This is a genomic window from Streptomyces guryensis (genome assembly GCF_021261325.1).
Taxonomy (GTDB): domain Bacteria; phylum Actinomycetota; class Actinomycetes; order Streptomycetales; family Streptomycetaceae; genus Streptomyces; species Streptomyces guryensis.
On sequence record NZ_JAJSBI010000013.1, the window covers coordinates 112,506 to 128,208 of the forward strand.

11 protein-coding genes, 1 tRNA gene and 1 pseudogene are annotated in these 15,703 nt (G+C 71.2%); 11 read left to right on the plus strand and 2 right to left on the minus strand.

Going from position 1 to position 15,703, the window contains the following annotated elements; translation table 11 throughout:
• Positions 1–47: 47 nt before the first annotated feature.
• A complete protein-coding gene (locus LJ657_RS25455; RefSeq protein WP_232651069.1) occupies positions 48–1,478 on the minus strand; it encodes a DUF2252 domain-containing protein in 1,431 nt (476 codons plus the stop codon).
• 605 nt (positions 1,479–2,083) lie between these two features.
• Between LJ657_RS25455 and LJ657_RS25460 the strand changes: the two genes are divergently transcribed.
• From LJ657_RS25460 to LJ657_RS25490, 8 genes and pseudogenes are all read left to right on the plus strand, one after another.
• The gene (locus tag LJ657_RS25460) at positions 2,084–5,806 is read left to right on the plus strand and encodes an nSTAND1 domain-containing NTPase (RefSeq protein ID WP_232651070.1); all 3,723 of its coding nucleotides are present in this window, start codon (positions 2,084–2,086) and stop codon (positions 5,804–5,806) included.
• Positions 5,807–6,110: 304 nt separating this feature from the next.
• Positions 6,111–6,449 (plus strand): glycosyltransferase, encoded by a 339-nt coding sequence (locus LJ657_RS25465; RefSeq protein WP_372487967.1) that lies wholly within the window; start codon positions 6,111–6,113, stop codon positions 6,447–6,449.
• Positions 6,446–7,834, plus strand: a complete 1,389-nt coding sequence (locus LJ657_RS25470; protein WP_232651071.1) for a hypothetical protein — start codon at positions 6,446–6,448, stop codon at positions 7,832–7,834. The genes LJ657_RS25465 and LJ657_RS25470 overlap by 4 nt, the downstream gene beginning before the upstream one ends.
• 392 nt (positions 7,835–8,226) lie before the next feature.
• Complete coding sequence (locus LJ657_RS25475) at positions 8,227–8,991, plus strand: ribosome-inactivating family protein (protein WP_232651072.1); 765 nt, start codon at positions 8,227–8,229, stop codon at positions 8,989–8,991.
• A 242-nt stretch (positions 8,992–9,233) separates the two neighbouring features.
• Positions 9,234–9,356 carry a hypothetical protein gene (locus LJ657_RS48240; RefSeq protein WP_269786915.1) on the plus strand — a complete coding sequence of 41 codons (123 nt, stop codon included), beginning with the start codon at positions 9,234–9,236 and terminating at the stop codon, positions 9,354–9,356.
• 70 nt (positions 9,357–9,426) lie between these two features.
• A complete protein-coding gene (locus tag LJ657_RS25480) occupies positions 9,427–9,876 on the plus strand; it encodes a hypothetical protein (RefSeq protein ID WP_232651073.1) in 450 nt (149 codons plus the stop codon).
• A 162-nt stretch (positions 9,877–10,038) separates the two neighbouring features.
• Positions 10,039–11,289 carry a M23 family metallopeptidase gene (locus LJ657_RS25485; RefSeq protein ID WP_232651074.1) on the plus strand — a complete coding sequence of 417 codons (1,251 nt, stop codon included), beginning with the start codon at positions 10,039–10,041 and terminating at the stop codon, positions 11,287–11,289.
• Between the two features lie 36 nt (positions 11,290–11,325).
• A pseudogene (locus LJ657_RS25490) lies at positions 11,326–11,532 on the plus strand (hypothetical protein); the annotation flags it as partial.
• Positions 11,533–11,999: 467 nt separating this feature from the next.
• Here the strand turns inward: LJ657_RS25490 and LJ657_RS25495 are convergent.
• Positions 12,000–12,086 (minus strand) — tRNA-Leu (locus LJ657_RS25495).
• Between the two features lie 567 nt (positions 12,087–12,653).
• On the opposite strand from LJ657_RS25495, the gene LJ657_RS25500 reads away from it, so the two are divergent.
• The 3 genes from LJ657_RS25500 to LJ657_RS25510 all read left to right on the plus strand — a co-directional run bounded on the left by LJ657_RS25500 (position 12,654) and on the right by LJ657_RS25510 (position 15,690).
• The gene (locus LJ657_RS25500) at positions 12,654–13,520 is read left to right on the plus strand and encodes an FHA domain-containing protein (RefSeq protein WP_232651075.1); all 867 of its coding nucleotides are present in this window, start codon (positions 12,654–12,656) and stop codon (positions 13,518–13,520) included.
• 10 nt (positions 13,521–13,530) lie between these two features.
• Positions 13,531–14,046, plus strand: a complete 516-nt coding sequence (locus LJ657_RS25505) for an FHA domain-containing protein FhaB/FipA (RefSeq protein WP_232651076.1) — start codon at positions 13,531–13,533, stop codon at positions 14,044–14,046.
• Between the two features lie 90 nt (positions 14,047–14,136).
• A complete protein-coding gene (locus tag LJ657_RS25510) occupies positions 14,137–15,690 on the plus strand; it encodes a Stp1/IreP family PP2C-type Ser/Thr phosphatase (protein ID WP_232651186.1) in 1,554 nt (517 codons plus the stop codon).
• Positions 15,691–15,703 lie beyond the last annotated feature (13 nt).

A 15,703-nucleotide genomic window follows, 5' to 3' on the forward strand; every position in this document is an offset into this window, starting at 1 on the left:
CTGCGGGCACGCACCCCGTCGGCCGCCGCCTCCTGCGGACGCTCCCCTCACACCCCTGTCTCCGCCGCGATCCGCCCCGACCGCACCGCCGCCACCAGATCGGCGTGGTCGGCCTCCGTGCGGTCGGCGTAGGCGACGCCGAAGTCGGCGATCGCCTCGTCCAGTTCCTCGATCTTGCCGCAGTACCCGGCGACCAGGCGCGGGTCGGCGCTGTGGGAGTGGGCACGGGCCAGGAGCGCGCCGGTCATACGGCCGTAGTCGTCTATCTGGTCGGCGGCCAGCGCCGCCGGGTCGACACTGCCCTTGCGATTGCGGAACTGCCGTACCTGGAAGGGCCGCCCCTCCACCGTCGTCCAGCCCAGCAGGATGTCGCTGACGACCTGCATGCGCTTCTGCCCGAGAACCACCCGGCGGCCCTCGTGCTCCACCTCCGGCGCCTCGAAGCCCGCGGTCACCAGGTGCGGCACCAGCGTCGAGGGGCGGGCCTCCTTCACCTGGAGGACGAGCGGCTGCCCCCGGTGGTCCAGGAGCAGCACGACGTACGACCGGGTGCCGACACTGCCCGTGCCGACGACCCGGAAGGCGACGTCGTGCACCGCGTGGCGGGCCAGCAGCGGGAGCCGGTCCTCGGAGAGCGTCGTCACATACTGCTCGAGGGCCGCCGCCACCGCCGCGGCCTCCGCGTCCGGCACGCGCCGCAGCACCGGCAGCGCCTCGACGAAGCGGCGCCCGCCGTCCTCGGCCTCCTCCGTCGACTTCGCCGCGAAGCGCCCGCTCGTATTGGCCCGCGCCTTCTCGGAGACCCGCTCCAGCGTGCCGAGCAGGTCGTGGGCGTCGGCGTGGGAGACGAGTTCCTCGTCCGCGATGGCGTTCCACGCGTCCAGCACGGGCAGTTTGGCGAGCAGCCGCATGGTGCGGCGGTAGGCGCCGGTCGCGTCGTAGGCCGCCTTGCGGCAGTGGTCCTCGTCGGCACCGGCCTCCCGGCCCGCGAGCACGAGGGAGGCGGCCAGCCGCTTCAGGTCCCACTCCCAGGGGCCGCGGACGGTCTCGTCGAAGTCGTTGAGGTCGATGACCAGGTCGCCGCGGGCATCGCCGTACAGACCGAAGTTGGCGGCATGCGCGTCTCCGCAGATCTGCGCACGGATCCGGGTCATGGGGGTGCGCGCGAGGTCGTACGCCATGAGACCGGCCGAACCGCGCAGGAAGGCGAAGGGGGTGGCCGCCATGCGGCCCGCGCGTATCGGAGTGAGCTCGGCGATCCGGCCGCGGTGCGACTCCTCGACCGCGTCGGCCGCGTGCGGGCGGGAGCCGTCGAGGTCGAGCGCGGAGTGCGTGCTGCGCGGCACCCGCTTGCGCAGCGCCTTGCCCTCGTCCTTGGGCGAGCCCTCGGCGGGCCACTCGGCGAAGCCCCGCACCCGGGGGAGCCGCGGCCCGCCCGACTCCGCCGCTTCCGCCGCTGCCTCTACGATTCCGGTCACACCGACCGCCTCCCCCGCACCCGCACGAACATCAACTCGTGCCGACCGTACAGCCGGCGGCCGAGGCGCGTCAGACCCTGTGGACAACTCCACGCCTGTGGAAAACACCTCCCGGACCGGCTGGGCGGGCCATGTGATGGTCCTCGCAGCGCCCTGAACCTGCTGCCGGACCAGCACATCCGAGTGGACCGGGCGGACCGGATCGCCCGATGTGGCGGGCCGGGATCCGGCGGTCATCGAGTGCGGTCACTGCCGTCGGGATCGTTTGCTTTCGATGACGAGAGCTCCGTACCGGGCCCGTCGTGACGACGTCCGACGGGGCGATGGTTCTGTTTCCATCCCCCGTCTCATCAGGGAAAACAAACGCGGCGCCGCTGGTACGAACAACTTCTCCTCCGGACGTCACAGTCGGACGTCACAGTCGGACGTCACAGTCGGACGTCACAGTCGGACGTCACAGTCGGACGTCACAGTCGGACGTCACAGTCGGACGTCACAGTCGGAAAGGGTTCTCGCCCGAGGGGGACGAAAAGTACCTTGTGCTGCCGATCAGCTTTTTGTTCTTGCACGCGTTTTTGTTCTTGCACGCGAAAGAGGCTTCACCGATGGGGCGTCCCGAACTACCGGTCGACCCGGCGGCCGGTCCCGTGCAGCGGCTCGCCCACGACCTTCGGGAGCTGCGCCGCTCGGCGGGCGGGGTGTCGTACCGGACCATGGCGAAGAAGGCCGGCTTCTCGACGACGACCCTGGCGAAAGCCGCGAGCGGCGAGCGGCTGCCGTCGTTGGCCGTGCTCCAGGCGTACGTCCAGGCGTGCGGGGACGATCCCGCTCCGTGGGAGGCACGGTGGGCCGAGGCCGAGGCGCTGTCCGGGGAGGAGCGGCAGGAGGACGCGGACGCCGCACCGCCCTACCGTGGCCTCACTCGCTTCGAGCCGGACGACTGTGAGCTGTTCTTCGGCCGGGACCGGCTGATCGACGAGCTGAGCGAGCTGGCGTGCGGGTCCCCGTTCGCCGTGGTGTTCGGGGCGTCGGGCAGCGGCAAGTCCTCCCTGCTGCGGGCCGGCCTGATTCCCGTGCTGAGGGAGAGGATCGCGCAGCAGGGGCGTACGGCGGTCCTGCGGATCCTCACCCCCGGAGCCCGGCCCGCCACCACCTACGGGCATCTGCTGACGCCCGAGGACGACGATCCGGAGAGCTGGGTGGTGGTGGATCAGTTCGAGGAGGTCTTCACCCTCTGCCGCGAGCGCGCCGAACGGGACCGCTTCCTCGACCTTCTGCTCGCCGCGCGCGATGCGGGAAGCCGACTGCGCGTACTCATAGCCGTACGGTCCGACTTCTACGCGCGGTGTGCGGAGCACCCGCGGCTGGCGGAGGCGCTGCACGCCAGTGGGCTCCTGGTCGGGCCCATGACCGCCGACGAGCTGCGCGAGGCGGTGATCGGTCCCGCGCAGGCGGCCGGGCTCATCGTGGAGCGGACCCTGACCGCACGGATCGTCGAAGACGTGCTCGACGAGCCCGGCGGGCTGCCGATGCTGTCCCACGCCCTGCTGGAGACCTGGCGGCGGCGCAAGGGCCGCATGCTGACCCTGGCCGCGTACGAAGCGGCCGGCGGGGTGCGCGGCGCGATCGCGGCCAGCGCCGAGGAGGCGTACGGGGAACTCTCACCGGCGCAGACCCATGCCGCCCGGCACCTGCTCCTGCGGATGGTCGAACCCGGCCAGGGCAACGCCGACACCCGCCGCCCGCTCAGCCGGGAGGAGATGGCCGGCTGGGAGGACCCCGAGGTGCGGGCCGTGGCCGGGCGGCTGACCAGGGCCCGGCTGCTGACCAGCGACGACGACGGAGTGCAGCTCGCCCACGAGGCGCTCATCACCAGCTGGCCGCGGCTGCGGGAGTGGATCGACGCGGACCGGGAGCGGCTGCGCCACCACCGGCAGCTGACCGAGGCCGCCCGCACCTGGCTGGAGCACGACCGCGACCCGGGCACGCTCTACCGGGGCACCCGCCTTTCGCGGGCCGAGGAACTGTTCGCGGGTGAGGACCGCGGCTACGACGGTTTGACCGCCGACGAGACGGCCTTCCTGGTCGCCGCGGCGGGACAGCGGGCGGCGGAGGAGCGGGCGGCCACCCGGGCCCGGCGCCGGAGCCGCACTCTCACGGCCTCGCTCTGTGCCGTGCTGGCGGTGGCCCTGGTCGTCGGCCTGACCGCGCTGCGACTGCGTCAGGACAGCGAGAAGCAGACCACCGACACGGCGGCCCGCCGGGTGGCCGCGGTCGCCGAAGCGCTGCGCACCACTGACCCGCGCACCGCGATGCTGCTCGGCGTCGCCGCATGGCGCATCTCTGAGCTGCCGGAGTCCCGCCGAGCCCTGCTGGGTGCCCTGGCCCAGCCCGAACTGGGCAACTTCACCGACCCGGCGCCCGGTGACGAACCGACGCGCATCCTCGACACCGGCGGGCGCACGCTGCTCAGCACCAGCGACAACACCGCCTGGCGAAGGTGGGATGTGGGCACCCACCGCCGTATCGCCTCGGGGCCGCTGCCTCACGGGGCGATACTCGCCGCGGGTCCGGGCGGCCGGGTGCTCGTCATCCAGACCGCCCGGCAGATCCAGCGGCTGTGGGACACCCGAACGAGGCGCTGGATCGGGGGCCCATTGCCGTTCAGGGACACCGTGAGCTTCGGGGCGAGTGGCCGCACTTACCTGATGAGGAGCCCGGACGACGACCGGGCCGGGCTCTACTCCGCCACCGACGGCCATCTGGTCTTCCAGACCCCGTCGGCCGGCAGCGGGGAGCTCGCCCACGCGGCGGCCGACGACCGGCTGCTGGCCGTCTGCCCGCGCGGCCGGGCCCCGCAGGTCTGGGACACCTCCGCGCGCAGCGTCCGGTCCGGTGCCTGGACGAGGGCTCGCGGCATCTGTGGTGACGGCGCCTTCCTGAGCCTCACCGGCGGCCGGCTCCTCGCTCTCGCCGGGGGCCGGGTGCGGGTATGGGACACCACGTCGGGACGAGAGCTCGCCGACGTCGCCCACCCGGGTGTCGATTCCGCCGCCGTGAGCGCGGACGGCTCGTTTCTGGCGACCGGCGGCGGCCAGGAGATCAGAGCGTGGCGTCTGCCCAACCACGGCGCCCCCGTTTTCCGGCACTCCCTGGACAACGAGACTCTCTCCGGTCTCGCCTGGGACTCCTCGCGACCCCTGCTGCGGTACCTCGAAGGGGGCACGGTCCACACCCTCGACCTCACCACGACGCTCACCCGCGCCTGGCGCAAGAGTCCGCTCGCCGGGGTCCGGCTCAGCCCCGACGGCAGGACGCTCGCCACCGCCGAACGTATCGGTGAACGCTACGTCTTCCAGCTGCGGAACACGCGCGACGGCCGTCTGCTGCGAACCCTGCCGACCCCGTCCTTTCCCGTCTTCCGCACCGGCATACCGACGGTCCCCGCGGAGATCACTGATCCTTTGCTGTCCTTCAGCCCCGACGGAGGCACGTTCGCGTACGGAGTCTCCGCCCCCTGGGACACGGCGCGGCAGCGTCTGACGGTGTGGGACGTGGCCGCCGGACACGCGAAGACCACGGTGGACCTGGCGCCGACGTCCGCGGCGTCTACGGTCGCCATCGCCCTGGGACCGGGCGGTCGTACGCTCCTCACCGCACGTCAGAACGACGACGGCCTCACCAACGAGACCTGGGAGACGACGCGACAGCGGAGGACGGCGCTTCTGCCCGGCCCGGGCGGCGATCATCTGGCCGTCAGCCGGGACGGCGGGCTCCTCGTGAGCGACAACCGTGTCGTCCGAGCGGGCCGGTCCCAGGTCCATGACCTCGTCCAGCACGATGCCATCGAAGAAATCGCCTTCGCTCCCGACGGCTCCCGCCTGGCGGCCGGCGACAGTACAGGGCGGGTGGCCATCTGGGACGGCGACCTCCGGCACCGAGCAGGCATCCTGCGGAACGTCTTTCTGACGCCCGTCGATCCGTCCTCCGACTCAGCCGAGACCGTCACGGCTCTCGCCTTCAGCCCGGACGGCAGCACGCTCGCCGTGGGCGGCGACGCGGGAACCGTCCAACTCTGGGACACCGCAACCCAGCAACCGCTCGGTCCTCCTCTGCCCACCTCCGGTGAGAACATCGACACGCTCGCCTTCAGCCCGGACAACACCATGCTGTACGTGGGCGGCGACCACGTCCCGCTCCAGCGGTACGTGGTGGATCCGGACCGAGCGGTATCTCTTGTCTGCGCCCGTGCCGGGAACGCCGAGCTGACTCGAGCGCAGTGGCGCACCTATGTTCCGGACCGGCCCTACAGGCGGGTCTGCTCCTGACCATCCCGGCGCCGCGGGTCAGGGTGCGGTCGGCACCTTCGGTGATGTCACGGGCGTCGACGCCCGGCCGCCGTACCCCGGTCTCGTCCCGTACGGCGTCGGAAACCTCTGCGCCGGACAGTGTTTGCCCCGACTGGTCTTCGCGTATCCACGGGGACGGCGCGGAGCGCGCCCGGACAGCCGACCGGACAGCCCAACACGGCCTGGGGGAGCGGGTCTTCCTGATGGGTCGGACACTCCCATCGACGCCGAGTGGGTCAAGGGCTCCATCGCCGTGGCGATCTACACACACGAGTCATTAGGTATGACTATCGTGGAGGCCATGCGCTGTGGCCTGCCAGTGGTGAGCACCGACTGCCCCCACGAGCCCGGCGAGATCATCCGCCACGGTGTCGACGGCTGTCCCGTCCCGCGCGACGGCACCCTGGGCGTGGCCGACGCGCTGCCGGCACTGATACGGGACGACGGCCGGCGTGCGGAGATGGGCAGGGCCGCCAGGGCCGGTGCGGCCGGGCGGGCCGCTCCGCCACCACCCGGTCCGGCCGACTGGCGCGACCGTGCCACGGTTCTCGCCGCCACGGCAGGCATCCTCGCCCGCGCAGCGGTGCGCCGCGGCCGGCGCGAGCCGGGCCGGGTCGGATGAACGCGGATCGCACAGCGGCGGCGCAGCGGATGCTGTGGATCGTGGTCGCCGGGTTCTGTCTGCTGTCGGCCGTCCTCGTACCGCTCACCCTGCCGCTCGGCTGGGACGAGATGGTGTACGCCAGCCGCTTCGGAGCGTACGGTCCCGCGACCCCGTTCAGCGCCCCGCGCACCCGCGGGGTCCCCCTGCTGCTTGCTCCGATCGCCTCCTGGAGCCACTCGACGGTGCTGCTCAGGGTGTGGCTGCTCCTGCTGGCCGGCGGTGCGCTCTGGCTGGGCTTCCGCCCCTGGCTGCGGATCGTGCACCGCCCGGCGGCGGTGTGGGTGGCGGCCGGACTGTACGGCAGCCTGTGGATCACTCTGTTCTACGCCGGTTCCGCGATGCCGAACCACTACACCGCGATGGGTGCCACCGCCGCGGTGGGCTGTTTCCTGGCGCCGCGGCCCCGGTACGCGGGTGTCGCGGCAGGCCTGGCGGTGGTGACCCTGATGCGGCCCAACGACGGCGTGGCCGTCGCCGTGCCGCTGCTCCTGGCCGCCGTACTGATGCCCGCGCTGCGCGGCCACGGCCGGCTGAGGGCGCGCCTGTCGGCCGTGGCGGCCGGACTCGTGGCGGGCGCGCTGCCCTGGGTCGTCGAGGCCGAGGTGCGGTTCGGCGGGGTGCGGAACCGGCTCACGCAGGCCGACGAGGTCCAGGGCGGCCTGCGGGCCGTCTTCTCCCTGCGTGCCCATCTCACCGCGCTGGACGGCCCGCTGCTGTGCCGTCCCTGTACGGGCGACACCGTACGGCTGCCCGTGACGGAGTGGTGGGTTCTGCTGCCGCTGCTGGTCGGCCTGGGGCTGTGGGCGGAGCACCGGGCGCGCCGGTCCACCGCCCCGCTGTGGCTGGCGGTGGCGGTGGCCGCCGCGGCGCCGTACCTCTTCCTCGTCCCCTACGCCGCGCCACGGTTCCTGCTGCCGACCTACGCCCTGCTGGCGCTCCCTGCCGCTGTCGGGCTCCTCGCCGTCGTCCACCGGGCCCGCACCCGTCGTTCGCTGCCGACAGCCGCGGTGCTCGCCCTGGCACTCCTCGGGCACTGGGTCATCCAGGCCGATCTCGTCCACACCCATGCGGGCATCCAGCAGCGGGCCCGCGGAGACTGGGACCGGATCGCCTCCGTGCTGCGCGAGCACGGGGTGCACCCGCCGTGTGTCCTCGCCGGGAACACCTCGACGATCCCCATCGCCCACACGGCAGGCTGCATGGTTCCGGAGACGGATCCCCCGGCGCACCCCAGCGCGATGGTCCTTCGCGAGCAGGAGCCACCGCACTGGGCGCGCGACTGGCCACGTTTTCCGGTGCCGGACACCTACAACCCCGGATGGACCGTCGCCGTGCGTCCATGACGGCCGGCCGTGCGCCTCAGGGCCGGCAGTGCGACGGGTCAGCTACGGGGTACCGGTCACCGGTCCGGGCCCGTACGCGGTCCTTCTGTTGCTGGAGCGCCCGGGCGGCGCCGGCCGGACGGATCCTCCTCGGCATCCCCACCGACACAACTCGGCTGTGAAGCCTTGGCCTCCTCCCGTAGTGCCGCGGGGCGAGCCGGCAGCGAGGGGGCCAAAGACCCAGGGGCGCAGCCAGACGGGCAGGGCGTCGAGCAGCCGCCTCACATCCGGAGAACTAATGTGGAACTCGATCCTCCGGAATTGTTTGCGGCGGCCAAGGGGCCTGCCGGACAACCTCCCGGCTGTGAACGTCGGTCGTGACATCGCCGCGCGTCGAACAACCGGAGCACACCATGCCGACCAGCGTCCTCACCGTGGTCGCCCTGTCCGTCCTTCTCGGGATCCTGGTGTTCTTCCTGACCCCCAGGAACACCGGGACCTCCGCCTCGACGACGGCGGATCATGTGCCGATCAGCGCCGCGACCGTCACCCGCAGGAACCACGACGACCTCCCACAGGTCCGCTGGCACATCAACCGTGGCTCGGGCGCCTATCTGACCATGCTCGACCAGCTGCGGAACCTCGCCGAGACCTCGGCCAACGGCCGAGTCCCGCCCAAGGTCGACACCGGGGTGGACGTCCTCAGCAACGACAGCACGGAACCGCGGAGTTTCGCCGACATCGTGATCAGCGGCGGCAACCACACGCCCACGGTGCAGACGACCGTACGGCTCAGCGACTTCTGCGTCATGCGGTTCTCCTCCAGGGACACCCCGCACAACTTCGTCCTGAACCTCGCCTCCGACGTCCCCGACGAGGACGAGACCACCACCGACAAGTGGTTCCTCGGCAAGGAGGGCCACGACGCCCTCGCCCACGTCGCGAACCAGCCGCTGACCGCCGTCGACCTGAGCGAGTTCAGCCTTGAGAGCAGCCTCAGGGACCTCGGCACCCGCGGCACCGACCGCACCGCACAGGCACGCGGCATCCTGCGCTACATCATCGCCATCACCGAGGCCTCCCGGTTCCGCCCCATCGCCGACCACATCGCGAACGGCATGGACAACGGGTCCAGCGTCTTCGTCACCGCACAACAGGCCGACCTGATGCGTAACTAGACCGGCCTCCGCGATGTCTTCACCGACCGCACCAACGCACGGCCCTATCCGCCGGCACAGCTCGTGACCGGGTGGATTCAGTACATGACATATTCAATACACCGCGGCCCTGCTTTCGACCAGGACGAAGACGGCGAGCAGGAGCACCGCGCCGACCAGCAGCACGGACCAGGTCCCTCGGCAAGGCCGGCTACGCCAACCATGCCGCCGTCCACGGGTACACGGTCGCGAGCTGGTGGGCCGTGTCGATCCTCGGCATCGCCGCGCTGGCCGCCTTCACCCTCATCCAAGGTCCCAGCCAGGACTCCGGCCCATCCGCCGCGACCGACACGGAGAAGACGACAGCGCCCGTCCTGCACTGCTGAGACACGCTGAAGGGGTTCCTCCCGGTAGCCCGGAGGAACCCCCAGCCGCAGCCGCTCGGCGGGGCCGCCCATGATCCCGCTTGGCGTTGATCTTGAACTGGTACGCGCCTGCTTCCCGCCCGGCGCGAAGCAGCGGCGCGCACGGATGCGGGAGCAGGAACAGACGACCGTCCCCACCGTGCTGCACAACCTGGCCGCCGTTCTCATCGTCTTCCAGACCGCGGTGCTGTACTTCGCCGCCGGCTACTGGAAGATCACGGGGAAGATGTGGCAGGACGGCGTGGCCATGTACTACATCGGCCGGATCACCGGCTTCGAGATGTCGTCGGCCTATGCGCATCTCATGAACAACGCCTTCGTGGGCACCGCCGTCCGCCACTTCACGATCTTCATCGAACTCGCGCCGGCCATCGCCATCCTGCCGCCCGCCCATGGGGCCGGAAGGCCAACACCGTGGCCCTGGAGGGCCCGCACCTGGGCATCGCGGCCTTCATGGGCCTCATATGCTTCGGCCTGCTGATGATCGGCGCGGACTGCACCTGCCTGCGTGACGACGACTACCGGTCGCTTGCCCGGTGCTTCCGGTCCGTCAAGGACCGGCTGTCGCAACGCCGTTGGGCACCGCCGCCCACAGGCGGAATGACCCCCGTGGCCATGTTGGCCGGACAGGACGGTGCGCCCGATGCGTGACACGACCGGGGAATCGGTGACGCCCCGCCGGGCGGGGCGGCCGGACCCCGGACCGGCAGGTGCCGCGGCGCAAGCCCTGTACCGCTTCCTCACCGCCGAGGCCGCCGACCGGGAGCATCTCGCGCCGCGCGTGGTCGCCGCCGTGGGCCGCGCACGGCTCGACGAGATCGTGGACGTCACGCTCGCGCGCATCGGAGACGTCACCGGCATACGCGACAGCCGCGACGGCCTGGTGATCGAGGGCACCACCGGCCGAGCCCTCGCCTTCGCCGTCAGCCAGGACGGCCTGCGACTCGACGAGCTCCTGATCCAGCCGGGGGCGTACCGGCCACCGCGCCTGCGCATCCCGCCGGAGGTACGCGGAGCGTTCGGGTGGATCGTCCTGGCACTGTTGCTCGTCCTGCGCATCGAAGCGTGCTGGGATGCACCCTCCCGCATCGTCTGGTGCGGGAGGGTGCTCATGGTGGTGGCCGGCTACGTGGCCCTGGAGGGCTGGTTCACCCCCGCTCGGCTCCCGTGGTGGATCCGCCGGCCCGTGGAGGCCGGGGCACTCGTCGCTCTTGCCTCCGCGTGGCGTCTGCCCGGACTGCCCGTCTCCGGTGGCAATGCCGCCGAACCCGTCGTAGGCCTCGTCCTGGTCGGTGTCCTCGGTGCGTTGCTCGTCCGGGCACGACGCCACCGCTGGGGAACGGCCGTCTCCCGCCCCCTCGTGTTCCCCCTGCGGGGCGGCAGGTGGTACATCGCGCAGGGCGGAGGGCGCGGCCTCAACCACCATTTCGCCTTCCCCGAACAGCGAGGTGCCCTGGACATCCTCCAGGTCGGCCCCGGCGGTGCACGGGCGCGCCACCGCGCCCGAGGCGACCGCGCGGGCGGTAAGAACATGAGCTATCTCGTGTACGGGCAGCCCGTGCACGCCCCCTGCGACGGAACGGTCGTCTCCGCCGCCGACCACATCGACGACCAGGAACCCGGCCTCATCCGCTACCAGCCCCGTTACGGCAACCACGTGTGGATCGACACGGGCGCCGAGATCGTCAAGCTGGTCCATCTGCGCCCCGGCACCGTGACCGTGGCCAAGGGCGACACCGTGCGCGCCGGGCAGGTGCTCGGCGAGGTCGGCAACTCGGGCAACAGCACCGAGCCGCACCTGCACATCCACGCCGAACGCGACGGCGTCGGCCTCGACCTGGAGTTCGAGGGAGTCTCGGGCCCGCTGTGCCGGGGCCGGACCGTCCGCTCGTAGACCACAGCACGCCCTTCATCACGGCAGGCAGCCCTCCGGCCCGCATTCCGCCCACGCCCTGCCCTCAACTCGTACGCAACGGGCATCCCCGGCGTCTACCTGTGCTCGGCGGCGACGCCACCGGGCGCGGGCGGGCACGGCATGTACGGCCACAACGCCGCGAGATCGGCACTGCGAGAACTTGGCCCCACCGTGGCCGCGCCCGCCTGCCCGTCAAACCGAGAGGCCGATTCGCCGCACTGAGCGACTCTGTCTGGGATCTTGAGAATCCTCGACGGCTGGGCGTGATCAACCGGCGTGCCCGGCTCGATTCCGAAGATGAACAACCGTTGACGGGACAAGGGCTTCGAGGCCTGGCACCCGCACGACGGACACCCTGGGTCATCGCCCAGTGCCCCCTCAAACCCCACACCCTGGTCGGCGGCATCTGGTCGGCGGCATCCACCTCCCGCACATCGACCCCGCGCACCGAAAACCTGGACCACGACCGGCCACCTGACGCCAGCGGCGTAGATCGAGTCCGACCCCCAGACATCACGGCACGACGAAGACAGGCCCCACCCGTGAGATAGCTCACGAGCTGGGGCCCTTCACATGTCCTGACAAGGATGTGCGATGCCTCACAGCCGCCGGACCATTCACCGGACAACGAGAAACGGGCCCCTGCCGTGACTTCCGTCACTGGCAGAGACCCGTATCGTCGGTATCTCTGGTGCGCGAGGGGGGAGTTGAACCCCCACGCCCTTGCGGGCACTGGAACCTGAATCCAGCGCGTCTGCCTATTCCGCCACCCGCGCATTGGGTGTGTCCTCCGGCTCCTGGCCCTTTGGGCTGGCGCCTTCCGACACGCAGAACATTAGCACGCTGGCAGGGGTGGGTTCACATCCCTTATCCCTGCGCAGCCGCCCACCAGCACAGACGCGCCCTCCGGCCGCCGACCGGCCCACGACCTGCCGGTCCACACCCCGCCGCGCCACGCGACCCGTCGCGCGACCCGGCGGCGCACACGACCGACCCGCGAAGCCCCCCGCTCCGTATCAACACGTACCGGTTCACGTATCAACCTCGTACCGGTCCTGCCCGTCTCCCCCGGAGCCGGGCAGGGTCCACAGTCAGGTGCGGGACACTGGTCTGCGGCCGCCTCTACGATCCTTGGCAGAAGGAGTGCGCGGGAAGAGTTCGAAGGGCTGCTTCGGAGGGAACCTCCGGAGGGAACTTCGTCCAGCGTCGACACCCGTCGACAGGGCCGACAGGGGGAACCAGCTGATTCACCCGCGCGTGGATACGATCAGTAAGCAGTACCAGGCAAGGCAGCGCCCGCCAGCCGGGACACTGGACGGAAGCGACATCGGAGGAGGTGCCTCATGGGAGTCCTGAAGAAGTTCGAGCAGCGTCTCGAAGGTCTGGTCAACGGCACCTTTGCCAAGGTGTTCAAGTCCGAGGTCCAGCCCGTGGAGATCGCCGGAGCGCTCCAGCGCGAGTGCGACAACAACGCCACCATCTGGAACCGCGACCGGACGGTCGTGCCCAACGACTTCATCGTGGAACTGAGCACACCGGACTTCGAGCGGCTCAGCCCCTACTCCGGCCAGCTCGGCGACGAACTCGCCGGCATGGTGCGCGACTACGCCAAGCAGCAGCGCTACACGTTCATGGGACCCATCAAGGTCCACCTGGAGAAGGCGGACGACCTCGACACCGGCCTGTACCGGGTGCGCAGCCGTACGCTCGCCTCCTCCAGCAGCCAGCAGGCTCCCGGGCCCGCCGCTCCGGCGGCCGGATCCGCAGGCCGCCCCGGCGGAGGCTACGGCTACCCGCCGGCCGCCGCGCCCGCGGGCGCCCCCCCGATGCCTGCCGCGCCGCCACCCGCCGCGCGCCCCGGCGCCGCGCCCTACGGCCAGCGTCCCGGCGCGGCCGGCGGCCCGGTCGGCGCACCGCAGCCCGGCTCACGCACCCGCCACTGGATCGAGATCAACGGCACCCGCCATCAGATCTCCGGGTCCACGCTGGTGCTGGGCCGCAGCACCGAGGCCGACGTGCGGATCGACGACCCCGGCGTGTCCCGCAGGCACTGCGAGATCCGGACCGGAACGCCCTCGACGATCCAGGATCTCGGGTCCACGAACGGCATCGTGGTGGACGGGCAGCACACAACCCGCGCTACGCTCCGCGACGGCTCGCGGATCGTCGTGGGCAGTACCACCATCATTTACCGGCAAGCCGAAGGGTGAAGCGGGGGCAATGTCAGAGCTGACCCTCACGGTCATGCGGCTGGGTTTCCTGGCCGTACTGTGGCTGTTCGTGATCGTGGCCGTGCAGGTCATCCGCAGCGACCTCTTCGGTACGCGCGTCACCCAGCGCGGGGCCAGGCGCGAGGCCGCACGGCCTCAGCAGGCCGCCCGCCAGCAGGCCGCGCCCCCGCAGCAGCGTCAGCAGACCGGCGGCGGCCGCCAGCGCCGCAACGCCCCCACCAAACTCGTCGTGTCCGAGGGCACCCTCACCGGCACGACCGTCGCGCTCCAGGGCCAGACCATCACCCTGGGCCGGGCGCACGACAGCACGATCGTGCTGGACGACGACTACGCCTCCAGCCGCCATGCCAGGATCTACCCGGACCGCGACGGCCAGTGGATCGTCGAGGACCTGGGCTCCACCAACGGCACCTACCTCGACCGGAGCCGGCTCACGACCCCCACGCCGATTCCGCTGGGCGCGCCGATCCGCATCGGCAAGACAGTCATCGAGCTGCGGAAGTAGTACGACAATGAGCGAGCGGAGCGAGCACGCAGCGGCGGCCCCCACCACGGGCTCCGGCGCGCTCCCGACCGGAGGGTGGGCACCGTGCGGATGTACCCGGAGCCGACGGGCGAGGTGCGCATGAGTCTGTCACTGCGCTTCGCCGCCGGATCGCACAAAGGCATGATCCGCGAGGGCAACGAGGACTCCGGATACGCCGGTCCGCGCCTGCTCGCGATCGCCGACGGCATGGGCGGCGCAGCCGCCGGCGAGGTCGCCTCCTCCGAGGCCATCTCCACCATCGTCGCCCTCGACGACGACGTGCCGGGCTCCGACATCCTCACCTCCCTCGGCACCGCCGTACAGCGCGCCAACGACCAACTGCGCTCCATGGTCGAGGAGGACCCCCAGCTCGAGGGCATGGGCACCACGCTCACCGCCCTGCTGTGGACCGGCCAGCGCCTCGGCCTCGTCCACGTCGGCGACTCACGCGCGTACCTGCTGCGCGACGGCGTCCTCACGCAGATCACCCAGGACCACACCTGGGTGCAGCGCCTGGTCGACGAGGGCCGCATCACCGAAGAAGAAGCCACCACCCACCCGCAGCGCTCCCTGCTGATGCGCGCGCTGGGCAGCGGAGAGCACGTCGAGCCGGATCTCTCGATCCGTGAGGTCCGTGCCGGCGACCGCTACCTGATCTGCTCCGACGGCCTGTCCGGGGTCGTCTCCCACCAGACGCTCGAGGACACCCTCGCCAGCTACCAGGGCCCGCAGGAGACCGTGCAGGAGCTGATCCAGCTCGCGCTGCGCGGCGGCGGCCCCGACAACATCACCGTCATCGTCGCCGACGTACTGGACCTGGACACCGGCGACACCCTCGCCGGGCAGCTCTCCGACACCCCGGTCGTGGTCGGCGCGGTCGCGGAGAACCAGAACCACCTGCACGACCCCGGCTTCATGGAGACCCCGGCAGGCCGCGCCTCCGGCCTCGGCCGCCAGGGCCACGGACAGGGCGGCGGCGAGTTCGGCCCGCCCGGCTCCGGCGACACCACCGGCTACATCCCCGCCGGCAGCTTCGGCGACTACAGCGACGACGACTTCGTCAAACCCCGCAGAGGCCGCACATGGGCGAAGAGATCCTTCTACATCGTGCTCGCCCTCGCCGTCGTCGGCGGCGGCCTCTACGGCGGCTGGCGCTGGACGCAGACGCAGTACTACGTCGGCACCAAGGAGGAGCACGTCGCGCTGTACCGGGGCATCAGCCAGGACCTGGCCTGGGTGTCCCTCTCGAAGGTGGAGAAGGACCACCCCGAGATCGAACTCAAGTACCTGCCTCCGTACCAGCAGGTGCAGGTCAAGGCCACGATCACCGAGGGCGGCCTGAGCGAGGCCCAGTCGAAGATCAACGAGCTTTCCGTGCAGGCCTCCGCGTGCAAGAAGGAGTCCGAGCGTCAGGCGGCCGAGAGCAAGAACAACGCGAAGACCGGCACGGGCCAGGCGGGCGGCACCACGGGAACCACCAAGACCTCCCGCACGTCCAAGGCATCACCGAGCCCCTCGACCTCACCGACCCCGTCCACATCAGCGACCGCACCCACCCCCAGCCCCGGCCCCACCCTCTCGGAGGATGAGCAGAAGGTCGTCTCGCTGTGCGGTAAGCAGTAGGCAAGCCGTGAGA